Below are 13,723 nucleotides of genomic sequence, written 5' to 3'. Positions count from 1 at the left end.
CGAACAACGTCACATCAACTAATTAATTCTTAAGGATTCGTTGATTTTGATGTGCCGTACTAAGCACAAAAGCCCTAAACTTTTTCAGCAAAGACATTTTGATCGGCCGCAATGTCAGATAAAAAGATCATTAAACCGATTTAACTCAAACCAGATCGATTTAAGCCAAGAGAAAAATCAAAAAAACCTTGCAGCTACTGAATTTCAGGCACAAAAAAAGCCGCTCGTAAGCGACTTAAGTTGCATCAGATGGTGCCGAAGGCCGGACTCGAACCGGCACGTATTTCTACGGTTGATTTTGAATCAACTGCGTCTACCGATTTCGCCACTTCGGCACTGAAGAGGATGCGGAAAACGTGGGCGATTATACCGTTACGCGCTTGCGGCGCAACCGGAATCGACGGGGATGTGCGCTAAACGTCGAAAAAAGCAGCGCTGCCAAAAACGCTGCGCAAAACCCCGGCAGTCGCCTCCGGAACACTCCCAAACTCGCGCGCGGCGGCCACTTCTCCGGAACTTTCTGCCGCTGCATGCCTCTTAACCACAACTGACGCAGTCAGACGTATAAGCACAACGAGGTTGAGATGAAAAAAGCAACACAACGGTTAGTTTGGGGATGGGGTATCGCGGCGGCACTGGTAGCCGGTAGCGCATCGGCGGCGAGCTGGCAGGATCAGCTGAGCAGCGCCGCATCGCAGCTGTCGCAGCAGAACAGCGGCAACACCGCCACCAGCAACACACAGAACGGCGGCCTGTCGCTCTCTTCGCTCAGCGGCCTGCTGAACGGCGGCGATAAAGCGGTGAGCGCCAATAGCATGACCAACGCCGCCGGCGTGATGGAGTATTGCGTGCAGCACAACGTGGTGGATAACAACGTGAAGTCAGTGAAGGATCAGGTGCTGAGCAAGCTGGGCCTGAGCAGTACCACCGCGCAGCAGCAGAAAACCGATTACCAGCAGGGGCTGCAGGGCCTGCTGAACACCGGCAACGGTCAGCAGCTGAATCTGCAAAGCCTGAGCAACTCGCCGATGGGTGAGAAGCTGAAAACCAAAGCCTGCGATGTGGTGCTGAAGCAGGGCAAAAAATACATCGGCATGTGATTCCTTCGCGCGGGTTCAGAGGCCGCCTTCCTGCCGTCTGAATCGCAGCTCACCTTATGCCAGCCGGCGCGGGCTGTCCCCCGCGCCCTCTTCTCTCGCCACGTAGCCGCTAAGCCCTCAACAACGTCAGCGTCGCATCCGCCACGCGCGCCAGCAGCGTCCTCGCCTGTTCAAACGACTGAATATTGGTGTAGCCAATCACCAGGCCATAGCGCTTTTGCGTCTGCGCGTACCAGCCCGACAGCGGCCGCACGTACAACGCCTGCTGCGCCCACAGCGTCGCCAGCGCCACGTCCTGCGTGCCGCGCCGCAGAAATGCCACGATGTGCATACCGCCGTCGGTCAGCTCAAAGGTAAACAGCCCCGGAAAGCTGGCTTCGATGGCCTCCAGCATCATGCGGCGGCGCTGCTGATACAGGATGCGCATCTTCTTGATGTGGCGATAAAAATGCCCTTCGCTGAGGAACTGCGCTAGGATTTTCTGCGGCAGCAGCGGCAGGCCGGTTTCCAGAATCTCGCCCAGCTCGCCGAACTGCGCCAGCGTGTGCTGCGGCATCACCAGATAGCCGATGCGCATCGCCGGCATCATGGTTTTACTGAAGGTGCCGGTGTAGATCACCCGGTCGTGCACATCCAGGCTTTTCAGCGCCGGAATCACCTTACGCGTGTAGTGAAATTCGCCGTCGTAATCATCCTCAATGATCCAGCTGTCATGCTGCTGCGCCCACGCCAGCAGCTGATGTTTGCGCGGCAGCGACAGGCTGACCGCCAGCGGGCTCTGGTGCGTTGGCGTTACCACCGCAAAGCGCGCGTCGGCGTGATAGCGCAGAAGATACTCCACGTCGACGCCCTGCCCATCCACCGGCACATAGTGCAGGTTGGGTGCGATGCGCTTCAGCAGCTGCTGGCCGAAGAAGTAGCCGGGATCTTCGAACAGCACTTTGTCGCCCGGCTGCGCCAGCACCGCCAGAATCAGTCGCAGGTTAGCGCGGTAGCCGCTGGTGATGAAGATCTGCTCCGGCTGGCAGTTGAGGCCGCGCGAAATGTTCAGGTAGCTGGCGATGGCCGCCCGCAGCGGCGCATACCCCATCACCGGCGGTATCATCATCTCGTCCGGCCGCAGGCTGCGCGCCGCTTTCGCCGACATCAGCCGCCACTTCTTGTGCGGAAACTCGTCCAGCGCCGGGATGCCGAGCCGCAGCTCGCCTTTGCCCTCGGTCACCGGCAGCAGCGCGGGCGTCGTCGCCGGTGCGCGCGGTGGCGTGGCTGCGCTCGCCAGCTTCAGCTGCGGATTGACGCGCGTGCCCTTCGCGCCCTGGCTGACAAAATAGCCTTCGCCGATGAGGATTTCATAGGCGGCCTCCACCGTTTTACGCGCCACCTGCAGCTCACCCGCCAGCATGCGGATCGCCGGTACGCGGTCGCCCGGCCGGAGCAGTCCGGCAAGAATCTGCTGCCGGAAGCGCTGGTAAATCTCTTTGTAACCCACGCGTCACTCCTTTCCCTGCCACTGCGCTATGTCCTACCTGTTTTCACGCGTAATGGCCCTGTTCGCTCAGACATAGCAGTTTAAGATGCAGGCATTCCCCCCGCAATACGGATGAGAGCCATGAAGATTGTGCATTACGCCACCGCAGAACAACTCGCGCGCTGCTACCCGCTGATGCGTGCGCTGCGCGGGCGGCTGGTGGATGAGGCGCAGTTTATCGCCCAGGCGCAGCGTCAGCAGGCGCAGGGTTATCGCCTCGCCAGTATCGAACATCAGGGACAGCCGGCGGTACTGGCCGGTTATCGCCTGCTGGAGAATTTTATCCACGGCAGCTTCTGCTACGTCGATGACCTGGTGAGCGATCCCGCGCTGCGCGGTCAGGGCTTCGGCGCCGCGCTGCTCGACGGCTTAGCGGTGCTGGCGCGTGAGTACGGCTGCCACCGTATGGTGCTGGATACCGCAATCAGTAATACCCGGGCGCAGGCGTTTTATCAGCGCTGCGGCTATCAGGCGCTCGGCCTGCATTTTTATCACTCTATCGTATGAGGAATCTCTGCATGAATGTGCTGCACATTAAAGTCAGCCCGGATCTGGCGGGATCGACGTCGCGCATCGCCTCGGCGCGTCTGATCGAAAAGCTGCGCAGCCGCCATCACGATCTGCACGAGACGGTGCTGGATCTGGCGCAACAGCCGCTGCCGCATCTCGATGCTTTCACCATCAGGGCTTTTTTTACCCCACCGGAGGCGCGTGATGAAGCGCAGCGTAACGCCATTCGCACCTCGGAACGGCTGGTGGATCAGCTGCTTGCCTGCGACACCCTGGTTATCTCATCGCCGATGTGGAACCTCGGGCTGCCGTCGGTACTGAAAGCCTGGTTCGACCATATTACCCGCGCCGGCCGCACCTTCGCCTTTACGCCTGAAGGCACCAAAGTCGGGCTGGTGAGCGGCAAAAAAGTTTACTGCGTGATGGCCAGCGGCAGCGTGTTTGCCCACGGGCCCTTTATGCAGGATGACCAGTTCACGCCGTACGTGCGCGCGGCGCTGGCGTACATCGGCATCAGCGATGTGCAGTTTATCCGCGTCGACGGCACGCACGACCCGCTCAGCCGTGCCCGCGCGTTACCCGAAGCACTTGAAACCATTGAACGTCTGTTCTGACGGAGGAAAATCATGACTCAACGCGTTAACCATTTCAAAACCACCCCGGCGCTGGCCAAAGCGATGTCGGATTTGTCGAATAGCGTCGCCAGCACGTCGCTGGAGAAGTCGCTCAGGCATCTGGTGGATATCCGCGCCTCGCAGCTCAACCACTGCGCGTTCTGCCTCGATATGCACATCAAGCAGGCGGCGATTGACGGCGAGCACGAGCTGCGGCTGCACCATGTGGCGATCTGGCGTGAATCGCCGCTGTTCAGCGCGCGCGAGAAAACCGCCTTTGCTCTGACCGAAGCGCTGACGCGCATTGGCGAGCACGGCGTTGACGAAGCGCTGTACGGCGAGCTGCGCGCGCACTTCTCCGAGGTGGAGATCAGCGAGCTGACCTTTAAGATCGCGGTGATCAATACCTGGAACCGGCTGATGATCCTGTCGCAGATGGCACCCGGCGCGCTCGACAGCGCTTACGGGCTGGATCGTGCTGATTTGCGGTAATTTTTATCGCCAGTGGCTGCGGCTGCTGGCGATAGCATGTTTTTCTGCGCGCCCTGACGCTATAGTGAAGTTTTGCACCACACAGGACACCGCGCATGAAAGGCATCAACATTGCGATTTACTTCGATCCCGACCTGATTCGCATCTGCGTTCACCAGCCGGATGACAGCTACCTCAGCCAGACGTTTCATTACGCCGACAGCGTGATTGAGGAGATTTATCAGTGGCTGGAGCAGTTCACGCCGGGTCGCACCCACATTTGCCTGATTGAGCACGACACCGCCGATATCCTCGCCGATGAGCTGGTGGACAACGGTTATCACGTACATCAGGTGAGCCAGCATGCGCTGCTTAGCTGGTTCGCCAGTGAACCGCCCGCCACGCCGGACGGCTCGCCGGTGCGCGCGCTGCTGCGCTATCTGGAGAATGAGAAGCCGGCAGAGTATCAGTCACGCACGCCGCAGATTGAAGCGCTGATGGAGTTGCTGGATGAGCTGGACGATCTGGAAGGCGTAGAGAGCGAGGAAGATGAGGATAACCTGCCGGATAACGTGCTGCGCCTGATGAAGCAGAAGAAAATCAGCGCCAGCGACGCCGCCCAGCGCCTGTTGCCAGACGTGAATGAACGCATTCGCGAGCATTTGATTCATTACCCCGAGCTGATGACGCCGGATCTGCTGGAAGATTTTTTCCCCGAGCTGCTGGAAGCGATGGAAACGCCGAAGCATTGATGCTGTCCAGGTGCGCATAAATGCGCACCCTACGAAAAAAATCGGTGCACAGGATACTGTAGGGTCGCCATTCATGGCGACCGTTGTGCTGGCAGCTGCGCGCATAAATGCGCACCCTACGAAAAAATCGGTGCACAGGATACTGTAGGGTCGCCATTCATGGCGACCGTTGCGCTGGCAGCTGCGCGCATAAATGCGCACCCTACGAAAAAAACGGTGCACAGGATACTGTAGGGTCGCCATTCATGGCGACCGTTGCGCTGGCAGCTGCGCGCATAAATGCGCACCCTACGAAAAAATCGGTGCACAGGATACTGTAGGGTCGCCATTCATGGCGACCGTTGCGCTGGCAGCTGCGCGCCTGATATTAACCAGGGAATAAATCATGCTGGAACTGTTCAAAGCCATTGGGCTCGGCCTGGTGGTGATTTTGCCGCTTGCTAACCCGTTAACCACCGTGGCGCTGTTTCTCGGCCTCGCGGGTGACATGAACTTTCAGGAACGCAATCGCCAGGCGCTGCAGGCGTCGATCTACGTGTTCCTGATTATGATGGTCGCCTGGTACGCCGGTAACGCGGTGCTGCACACCTTTGGCATCTCGATTCCCGGCCTGCGCATGGCCGGCGGGCTGATTGTCGCCTTTATCGGCTTTCGCATGCTGTTTCCCGCCAAACCGGTCGGGCATTCGGTGGAGGCCAAACACAAGCTGGATGAACTCGACGCCAGCGACGATCCGCGCGAAACGGTGAATATCGCCTTTGTGCCGCTGGCAATGCCGAGCACCGCCGGACCGGGCACCATAGCGATGATCATCAGTTCAGCCTCGACGGTGAAAGCCGGCGTCGATTTCCCCGCGTGGGTGGTGGCCATCGCGCCGGTGCTGACGTTCCTGGCGGTGGCAGTGATTTTATGGATTTCGCTGCGCAGCTCCGGCGCCATCATGAAGCTGGTCGGCAAAGGCGGCATCGAAGCGATTTCGCGCCTGATGGGGTTTTTACTGGTGTGTATGGGCGTGCAGTTTGTCATCAACGGCGTGCTGGAAGTGGCGCACACCTTTCATTAAACAATAAAAAATCGCACCGTACGCTAGCGGTGCGATTCATCGCGCAATGCCCGCCATCTCGCGACGCCGGGCATTGCCATCAGGACAGCGCGCCAGTTCGCGCCGCTACGTTTTAGTGCAGCGTTTTCCGCACATCCGCCACCTGTTCTTTCGTCACTGCCGGCGCGTGGTTGCTCCAGCCCTGACGAATAAAGGTGGCCAGCTGCGCCACTTCATCATCGGTCAGACGATACGCAAACGGCGGCATCGCCAGCGTCGACGGTGCTTTCTCCGTTGAGGGCTGCTGCGCACCGGCCAGAATGGTGTGAATCAACCCGCTGGGGTCCTGCGCATTAACGATAGTGGCCTGATCCAGCTCCGGGAAGATCCCCGGCGCGCCTTTGCCGGTGACAAAGTGACAGGCACCGCAGTTGTCGAGATACAGACGCTCGCCTTCGGACAGATTCTTCGCCGCTGTCAGCTTCGCTTCGGTCTTCTGCTGCGCCTGCACGTCGTACGCCTGCAGCGGTGGATTGCCGCCGAGGAACTTGAGGTAAGCGGCAATCGCTTGCAGATCGGCATCCGTCATGTGCGAGCTGGAGTGCTCCACCACCGACGTCATCTCGCCGCCCACCGCGGCTTTATCGTTACGTCCGGTTTGCAGATAATCGACAATCTCCTGCTCGCTCCAGCGTGGCACACCGCGCAGCGACGGCACCTCCCAGTTATTCAGGCTGCCGCCGGCGAGGAAGCGATCGTCGCTGCTGTCCAGCGCCTTCTCGTTCATGCCGATGCCGCGCGGCGTGTGGCAGCTGCCGCAGTGGCCGAGGCTTTCCACGATGTAAGCACCGCGATTAACCTCCGCTGACGCGCCGCCAATCGGCTGGAACGGTTTGTCCGAAGTAAACGCCCAGTTCCAGAAACGCATGCCCCAGCGCTGGCTGAACGGGAAGCTCAGCTTTGTTTCCGGCGGCTGTTCGCTGTCCGGCTTCACGCCCTGCATGAAATAGACGTACAGCGCGTGCAGGTCTTCATCGCTGATTTTGGCGTAATCCGGGTACGGCATCGCCGGGTAGAGGCGCGATCCGTCCGGCAGCACGCCTTTGCGCACCGCATCCGAGAACTGCTGCTCGCTGTAGTTGCCGATGCCGTGCTGTTTATCCGGCGTGATGTTGGTGGAGTAAATGGTGCCGAGGTTCGACTCAATCGCCAGTCCGCCGGCGTAATCCGCTTTGCCCGCCACGGTATGGCACGCCATACAGTCGCCGAGGCGCGCCAGATACTCGCCCTTTTTAATCAGTGATGCGTCATCTGCTGCCTGCGCCTGCACCGCACAGCTGCCCAGCAGCACCGCGTGAGCGATTAACAATGATTTTAATTTCATGTGCTTATGCCTGTACCAGTGGGCCGGGATTCTGCAAATAGTGCTCTTTGATAGCCTGCGCCGCCATCAGGGTAATCGCGCCGATGGTGTCGGTCGGGTTCGCCTGGAAGTTCTGCGGGAAGGCGTTACCGCCCGGCACAAACACGTTGTGCACATCCCAGCTTTGCAGGTACTTGTTCAGCGCCGAGGTTTTCGGGTTGTCGCCCATCACCGCGCCGCCCACGTTGTGGGTAGAGACGTATTTGGTCAGGTCAAAGTCAGCGCCCATCGGCAGGAAACTCATGCTCATGCTGTCCGGATTCAGCTCTTTGGCGATGTCGCCAACGATGCCTTTCAGGTGCTGCTGCAGCTTGAGCTCGTTCTGTTTCCAGTTAAAGGTCATGCGCAGCAGCGGCTGACCGCGATGGTCGGTGTAGTGCGGATCCAGATCCAGATAGATATCGCGGTACGACTGGCAGGTGGTGGTAATACTGATCTTCATCGAATGGTTGTACCACTGCTCCAGCCCCTCTTTGTACCCCATGCCCCAGCTCGGTGTGCCTTTCGGCAGCGCAGTGCCAATCGGCGTACCGGTCGCCTGCGAACTGTGGATTTTGGCGCCGCCGAGGAAGCCGAGTCCCGGACCGTCGAAGTTGCCAGGCGAGATGTCGTTAAACATCTGACCGGTCGCGCCAGCGGTGGCGAAGGCGTTGAAGTTCTTGTCTTTGAAGAACAGCGTGGCGCCGCCGTTGGAGAGAAACGCATAGTTACGCCCGACGACACCCTCTTCGGTGATCGGGTTGTAGGGCTTACCGATGCCGGACAGCAGCATCAGGCGCACGTTGTACAGCTGGAAGCTGGAGAGCACCACAATCTTCGCCGGCTGGAACACTTCGTTGCCATCAGCGTCGAAATAGAGCACGCCTTTCGCGGTTTTGCCGTCGTCGTGCAGTACCACTTTGTACACTTCCGCATGCACTTCATAGGAGAAGTTCGGCATGCGCTTCAGCGCGTCCATCACCGCCGTCTGCGGCGAGGCTTTTGAGTAGTTCAGGCAAGGATATTTCGAGCAGTAGCCACAGTAGTTGCAGGGAGCGATTTGGTTGCCGTACGGGTTTTTCCACGCGCGCGAGACGCAGGCTGACGGGTTCGGGAACGGATGATAGCCCAGCTTCTTTGCTGCCTCTTTGAACATCACGTTATTCAGCGTGTCGTCCAGCGCCGGTAGCGGATACGGCTCAGAACGCGGGCCTTCAAACGGATCGCCACCTTCCAGAATTTGCCCGCGCAGATTGCCAGTGGTGCCAGACTGGCCGCAAATCAGCTCAAATTTGTAGAAATACGGCTCGATCTCATCCCAGGTGAACGGGAAATCCATCACGCGCATGTCATCCTGCAGGATGCCGGGCTTATACGCCTGATCGACGTAGGTTTTCAGTTTGATATCGGTGGGCGTGGGGCGAATCAGTACCGCTGTCCAGTGCATGCCCGCGCCGCCGACGCCGGTACCTGGAGCAAACGCCCCCCATTTACGAGTCGGCAGCGCCGTCTGGTCCATGTTGTAACGCACGGTGACCGCCACTTCTTTTGGCGTGGCGAACACTTTGTTGCGCACGTTATAGGCGTACTCATCGGCCGGTTTCGGGTAAGCGAAATCCGGGTAGTCGCGCTCGCCACCGCGCTCAAGGGCGCGCACGTCCAGACCGGCCATTGCCAGCTCGATACTCATCAGCGAGCCGGCCCAGCCGAGGCCGCACACCACGACGTCGACTTCTTTCTTTGTAATCTGTGCCATGTTTTTCTGTCTCACATACCAAATACGGGGATTCAGGCGCGTTCGCCCATCAGGCTGACCGGTCCGAGCGGATACGGCACGTTATGCTGCTTCACCCACTCGGTGAAGCTGGCGCGTGCCCCCGGGAAGCCGATGGCGATCCAGGCTTTCATGCCTTTGTTGCCGCCGTACATCGGGTCAGCGAGGTAGCCGTGTTTGGTATCGGAAAGCAGCTGGCTGAAGAACTGCGAGGCTTTCAGGTTCGGTTCGCCCAGCGCGGCGAAGTCGATACCGTCGTTTTTATTCACTTTGGTCAGCACCGCGTCTTTCTCTGCCAGCGTCAGCTGCGAGAACGCTTTGTGGTAGGTGCTCTGCGTCCACTGCTCCACCAGTTTGATGCCGGTGCGATACATCTGCTGCGGCGTGAACGGGATCTGATAGCCCATGGTGGCGGGCGCGTGCACGTCAAACGGCCCCTGCAGGTAGATCTCTGCGCCGAACTCCGGGCTGTGCAGCTGCTGGTCAATGAAGATCGGCACATTGGTTTCCAGCGCACCCGGCGCTTTGCCGTTGCCACCGGCAGGGATCAGGCGATCGGTCGCGGCCAGAATAAATTGCCACTCCTCAGCGCTAAAAAAGATCGGTTTATAGTCGGCAAGGTCCGGTGCTGCCATTTCCGCAGCCTGGGCTGCAGTCAGTCCTTTTAAAACCAGGTCGCTTAATGGCAAAGCCAGCAACGACCCAAGTAAAAACTTACGTCTGGTGGTCGGTTTTTCTAAAAGCATGGCGCGACGACTCTCACTTGCTAAGAAAGGGAATTATTTTTGTTAATAGATTTATAAATCGGCAAACAAGCTGGCAATCTTATGGATACAGATATTTCAGGATGTAAGCATTAAATTAGAAATGTGTTTTGATGAGAAACCATCAACCTGACGAAAAGTCGCCAGGCGCTGTGGACGCGCTTTCGCAGCGGGAATTGCGCTTTTAACCGTACAAATGCCAGGAGATTAGCGCCAGAGACTGGGCAAATGACTGAAACAAATCGGCGTGAGAAATAGTCGCTCAGCTTAATTAATCAGAAAAAATCATACTTCCATACCAGAGCTTATTCTGATCAATAACCGCTTATTGGCTCAATGCGCAACGTCTGAGCGGTTTATTTCCTGAATATGGCAGCGCGCGCACAAAATAACCGATTAGTTAATTGCCGGTATTAATTGTTATTTCCGGCACAGCTCAGAACAAACCGGCATTTAGCCAGCAGCGCGACAGCGATAAAGTCGTCGCATCAATTACTCAGGATAATCATGATGCGAGCACTCTTATTGTTCTTCACCTTATTCAGCAGCGCCTTTGCCCTGCAGGCCGCCACGCCAAAAGACACGCTGGTGGTGGCCGTGCCGCTCGACGGCATTATCAGCTTCGACCCGGCAGAAAGTTTTGAGACCGTCAGTAACAGCGTGCAGCGCAACATTTATCAGACGCTGGTAGAGGCCGATCGCGATGCGCCACAAAAACTCGCGCCGCTGCTCGCCACCTCATGGCAGCCCGGCAGCACACCGCACAGCCTGGTGTTCAATCTGAAACCGGATGCGCATTTCGTTAGCGGTAACCCGGTGACCGCGCAGGACGTGGTGTTTTCGCTGACGCGCGCGGTGCAGCTCAACAAAGCCCCGTCGTTTATTCTCGCTGAGTTTGGCTGGACGGCGGACAACATCGCCAGCCAGCTGCGGGTTGTGAACGATCATCAGCTGGAGATTCAGTGGCCAGCGCAGATTGGTCAGGATCTGGCGCTGCGCCTGCTGACCGCGCCGGTGGCCTCGGTGGTGGACAGCAAAACCGTGCAGCAGCACATCACCGCCAACGACAGCGGCAACGGCTGGCTGCACACTCACTCCGCGGGCAGCGGCGCATTCAGCATCCAGCAATATGTGCCGCAGCAGGCGCTGGTGCTGAGCGCAAATCCGCACGCCAGCCCGCAGCCGCAGCTGAAACGCATCCTGCTGAAAGGCGTCGCCGATGCCGGTGCACGCCGCCTGCTGATTCAGCAGGGCGATGTCGATGTGGCGTACCAGCTGGGCCCGGACCAGATCGATGCGCTGAAAAACGACAAGCAGTTGCGCATCGAGGCATTCCCGTCGAGCCTGGTCTATTACCTGGCGTTTAATACGCAAAACAAAGCGCAGCCGGCGCTGGGTAACCCGGCGCTGTGGCAGGCGGCGCGCTGGCTGGTGGATTACAACGCCATTTCACGCGATCTGCTGAAAGGCCAGTACCGTATTCACCAGAGCTTCCTGCCGCAAGGCTTTGATGGCGCGCTGGAGAATCAGCCGTTCCATTACGATGTAGCCAAAGCCAAAGCGATTCTGGCGCAGGGCGGTATCAGGCCCGGCAGCAAGTTCTCGCTGACGGTGATCAACCAGCCGCCGTACATCGACGTGGCGCAGGCGCTGCAGGCCAGCTTTGCCAAAGCCGACGTGCAGATTGAGCTGCAGCCGGTGGCGGAATCGGAACTGTGGGGCAAAATGCGCGGCCGTGATTTCCAGTCGATCTTTATTTACTGGGGTGCGGACTATGTGGATCCGAATACCAACGCCAGCGCCTTTGCCTATAACGTGCCGGGCGGTTCTAAAACGCTTGCATGGCGCGTCGGCTGGGAGATTCCCGAACTGAGCGCGCAGACGCGCACCGCAGCCGGTGAGAGCGACGCCAGCCAGCGCCGCGCGCTGTATACCGCACTGCAACAGCGCGTACAGCAGGATTCTCCATTCGTGGTGATGCTACAGGGCGCGCAGCAGGTGGCGGTGCGCAATAACGTCAGCCACGTGCAGCAGGGCATCGGCGTGAGCCTGCTGTTTTTCGATGCGGTAGAGAAGAGGTAGGTCGGTACGCGCTGCCCCTCATTCCAGCCTTCTCCCGCCCGCGGGAGAAGGGCCGATCGCGCGGGCAGCAACCGGAACTCCCCTTATTTTTCACCCAAATATCCCTCTCTCTCCCGCGCACCGCTTGCTATTCTTTGAGTCATTACGCAATGCCGGAGAGCGCAAACATCATGACTACCCCACTGCTGATCGCCCAGACGCCTGACCTTCAACTGCATCTGCTGCCCGCCATGGCTAACCGTCACGGACTGATAACCGGCGCGACCGGCACCGGTAAAACCGTGACGCTGCAAAAGCTGGCTGAATCCTTCTCCGCCATCGGCGTGCCGGTGTTTATGGCCGATGTCAAAGGCGATCTTTCCGGCATTGCGGCCGCGGGCGACGGCTCGGAAAAGCTGCTGGCGCGGCTGGCGAAGATTGGTGTCACAGACTGGCAGGCGCAGAAAAATCCGGTGATGCTGTGGGATATCTTCGGCCAGCAGGGCCATCCGGTGCGCGCAACGGTGTCCGATCTCGGCCCGCTGCTGCTGGCGCGACTGCTCAGCCTCAATGAGGTGCAGTCCGGCGTGCTGCAAATTATCTTCCGTATCGCCGACGATCAGGGCCTGCTGCTGCTGGATTTCAAAGATTTGCGCGCCATGACGCAATACATCGGTGATAACGCCAAAGCGTTTCAGACGCAGTACGGCAATATCAGCAGCGCCTCGGTGGGCGCCATTCAGCGCGGCCTGCTGGCGCTGGAGCAGCAAGGTGCCGAACACTTCTTTGGTGAACCGATGCTGGATATCCGTGACTGGATGCGCTGCGACGCTGACGGCAAAGGCTTCATCAATATCCTGGCAGCGGAAAAGCTTTATCAGCAGCCGAAACTCTACGCCACCAGCCTGCTGTGGCTGCTGGCGGAACTGTATGAACAGCTGCCGGAAGCCGGCGATCTGGACAAACCAAAGATGGTGTTCTTCTTTGACGAAGCACATCTGCTGTTTAACGACGCGCCGCCGGTGCTGCTGGAGAAAGTGGAACAGGTAATTCGCCTGATTCGCTCGAAAGGCGTTGGCGTGTACTTTGTCACGCAGAATCCGGCGGACATTCCGGATAATGTGCTCGGTCAGTTGGGTAACCGCGTGCAGCATGCGCTGCGTGCCTTCACGCCGAAAGACCAGAAAGCGGTGAAAAGCGCCGCCGAAACGATGCGCGCCAACCCGGCGTTTAATACTGTGGAGGCGATTCAGGCGCTGGGCACCGGCGAGGCGCTAATCTCCTTCCTCGATGAGAAAGGCAGTCCGTCGATGGTGCAGCGTGCCATGGTGATCGCGCCGGGCTCGCGCATGGGGCCGGCCACTCCTGATGAACGCAACAGCCTGATCAACCATTCGCCGCTGTACGGCAAATACGACAGTGCCGTCGATCGCGAATCGGCGTTCGAAATGTTGCAGCAGGGCGTACAGGCCGCGCCGCAGCAGGCCGATGCGCCGCCCAGCAAAGGCAATAGCGTGGCGGTGGATGACGGCATTCTGGGTGGACTGAAAGAGATTCTGTTCGGCAGCACCGGGCCGCGCGGCGGCAAGCGCGACGGCGTGGTACAGAGCGTGGCGAAAAGCGCGGCGCGCCAGGTGACCAATCAGATCATCCGCGGCGTGCTGGGCAGTCTGCTCGGTGGACGCCGCCGTTAATCGCCCTCTGC

12 protein-coding genes and 1 tRNA gene are annotated in these 13,723 nt (G+C 59.0%); 8 read left to right on the top strand and 5 right to left on the bottom strand.

Annotated elements, in window-relative coordinates; translation table 11 throughout:
* Nucleotides 1-250: 250 nt before the first annotated feature.
* Nucleotides 251-335 (bottom strand) — tRNA-Leu (locus H7K56_RS16100).
* A gap of 249 nt (nucleotides 336-584) precedes the next feature.
* Here H7K56_RS16100 and H7K56_RS16095 point away from each other — a divergent pair.
* Nucleotides 585-1,100 carry a YjjA family protein gene (locus tag H7K56_RS16095; RefSeq protein ID WP_021506733.1) on the top strand — a complete coding sequence of 172 codons (516 nt, stop codon included), beginning with the start codon at nucleotides 585-587 and terminating at the stop codon, nucleotides 1,098-1,100.
* A gap of 109 nt (nucleotides 1,101-1,209) precedes the next feature.
* Here the strand turns inward: H7K56_RS16095 and pdxR are convergent, their stop codons facing one another.
* A complete protein-coding gene (gene pdxR, locus H7K56_RS16090) occupies nucleotides 1,210-2,589 on the bottom strand; it encodes a MocR-like pyridoxine biosynthesis transcription factor PdxR (protein WP_150360421.1) in 1,380 nt (459 codons plus the stop codon).
* A 120-nt stretch (nucleotides 2,590-2,709) separates the two neighbouring features.
* Between pdxR and H7K56_RS16085 the strand changes: the two genes are divergently transcribed.
* From H7K56_RS16085 to H7K56_RS16065, 5 genes are all read left to right on the top strand, one after another.
* The gene (locus H7K56_RS16085; RefSeq protein ID WP_150360420.1) at nucleotides 2,710-3,135 is read left to right on the top strand and encodes a GNAT family N-acetyltransferase; all 426 of its coding nucleotides are present in this window, start codon (nucleotides 2,710-2,712) and stop codon (nucleotides 3,133-3,135) included.
* A gap of 11 nt (nucleotides 3,136-3,146) precedes the next feature.
* Complete coding sequence (locus H7K56_RS16080) at nucleotides 3,147-3,752, top strand: FMN-dependent NADH-azoreductase (RefSeq protein WP_150360419.1); 606 nt, start codon at nucleotides 3,147-3,149, stop codon at nucleotides 3,750-3,752.
* A 12-nt stretch (nucleotides 3,753-3,764) separates the two neighbouring features.
* A complete protein-coding gene (locus H7K56_RS16075; protein WP_058781936.1) occupies nucleotides 3,765-4,244 on the top strand; it encodes a carboxymuconolactone decarboxylase family protein in 480 nt (159 codons plus the stop codon).
* A gap of 95 nt (nucleotides 4,245-4,339) precedes the next feature.
* A complete protein-coding gene (locus H7K56_RS16070; RefSeq protein ID WP_021506729.1) occupies nucleotides 4,340-4,975 on the top strand; it encodes a hypothetical protein in 636 nt (211 codons plus the stop codon).
* 385 nt (nucleotides 4,976-5,360) lie between these two features.
* On the top strand, nucleotides 5,361-6,038 hold the full coding sequence (locus H7K56_RS16065; protein ID WP_021506728.1) for a MarC family NAAT transporter: 678 nt from the start codon (nucleotides 5,361-5,363) through the stop codon (nucleotides 6,036-6,038).
* Nucleotides 6,039-6,150: 112 nt separating this feature from the next.
* On the opposite strand, the gene H7K56_RS16060 is transcribed toward H7K56_RS16065, so the two are convergent.
* The 3 genes from H7K56_RS16060 to H7K56_RS16050 are packed head-to-tail and all read right to left on the bottom strand — an operon-like array spanning nucleotide 6,151 to nucleotide 9,939.
* Nucleotides 6,151-7,401 (bottom strand): c-type cytochrome, encoded by a 1,251-nt coding sequence (locus tag H7K56_RS16060; protein WP_021506727.1) that lies wholly within the window; start codon nucleotides 7,399-7,401, stop codon nucleotides 6,151-6,153.
* A 4-nt stretch (nucleotides 7,402-7,405) separates the two neighbouring features.
* Nucleotides 7,406-9,175 carry a GMC family oxidoreductase gene (locus tag H7K56_RS16055; RefSeq protein WP_021506726.1) on the bottom strand — a complete coding sequence of 590 codons (1,770 nt, stop codon included), beginning with the start codon at nucleotides 9,173-9,175 and terminating at the stop codon, nucleotides 7,406-7,408.
* A gap of 32 nt (nucleotides 9,176-9,207) precedes the next feature.
* A complete protein-coding gene (locus H7K56_RS16050; RefSeq protein ID WP_031279537.1) occupies nucleotides 9,208-9,939 on the bottom strand; it encodes a gluconate 2-dehydrogenase subunit 3 family protein in 732 nt (243 codons plus the stop codon).
* Between the two features lie 525 nt (nucleotides 9,940-10,464).
* On the opposite strand from H7K56_RS16050, the gene H7K56_RS16045 reads away from it, so the two are divergent.
* Nucleotides 10,465-12,039, top strand: coding sequence for an ABC transporter substrate-binding protein (locus tag H7K56_RS16045; RefSeq protein ID WP_375140417.1), 1,575 nt, complete (start codon nucleotides 10,465-10,467; stop codon nucleotides 12,037-12,039).
* 170 nt (nucleotides 12,040-12,209) lie between these two features.
* The gene (locus tag H7K56_RS16040; protein ID WP_058776585.1) at nucleotides 12,210-13,712 is read left to right on the top strand and encodes a helicase HerA-like C-terminal domain-containing protein; all 1,503 of its coding nucleotides are present in this window, start codon (nucleotides 12,210-12,212) and stop codon (nucleotides 13,710-13,712) included.
* Nucleotides 13,713-13,723: the final 11 nt, after the last annotated feature.

Source organism: Pantoea dispersa (assembly GCF_014155765.1).
Classification (GTDB): domain Bacteria; phylum Pseudomonadota; class Gammaproteobacteria; order Enterobacterales; family Enterobacteriaceae; genus Pantoea; species Pantoea dispersa.
This window is presented reverse-complemented; position numbering and strand designations above follow the sequence as displayed.

Excerpts from the sequence above, each read along its gene's own strand:
- H7K56_RS16095 (WP_021506733.1), top strand. The coding sequence starts at position 585 with ATGAAAAAAGCAACACAACGGTTAGTTTGGGGATGGGGTATCGCGGCG.
- H7K56_RS16085 (WP_150360420.1), top strand. The coding sequence starts at position 2,710 with ATGAAGATTGTGCATTACGCCACCGCAGAACAACTCGCGCGCTGCTAC.
- H7K56_RS16080 (WP_150360419.1), top strand. The coding sequence starts at position 3,147 with ATGAATGTGCTGCACATTAAAGTCAGCCCGGATCTGGCGGGATCGACG.
- H7K56_RS16075 (WP_058781936.1), top strand. The coding sequence starts at position 3,765 with ATGACTCAACGCGTTAACCATTTCAAAACCACCCCGGCGCTGGCCAAA.
- H7K56_RS16070 (WP_021506729.1), top strand. The coding sequence starts at position 4,340 with ATGAAAGGCATCAACATTGCGATTTACTTCGATCCCGACCTGATTCGC.
- H7K56_RS16065 (WP_021506728.1), top strand. The coding sequence starts at position 5,361 with ATGCTGGAACTGTTCAAAGCCATTGGGCTCGGCCTGGTGGTGATTTTG.
- H7K56_RS16060 (WP_021506727.1), bottom strand. The coding sequence starts at position 7,401 with ATGAAATTAAAATCATTGTTAATCGCTCACGCGGTGCTGCTGGGCAGC.
- H7K56_RS16055 (WP_021506726.1), bottom strand. The coding sequence starts at position 9,175 with ATGGCACAGATTACAAAGAAAGAAGTCGACGTCGTGGTGTGCGGCCTC.
- H7K56_RS16050 (WP_031279537.1), bottom strand. The coding sequence starts at position 9,939 with ATGCTTTTAGAAAAACCGACCACCAGACGTAAGTTTTTACTTGGGTCG.
- H7K56_RS16045 (WP_375140417.1), top strand. The coding sequence starts at position 10,465 with ATGATGCGAGCACTCTTATTGTTCTTCACCTTATTCAGCAGCGCCTTT.
- H7K56_RS16040 (WP_058776585.1), top strand. The coding sequence starts at position 12,210 with ATGACTACCCCACTGCTGATCGCCCAGACGCCTGACCTTCAACTGCAT.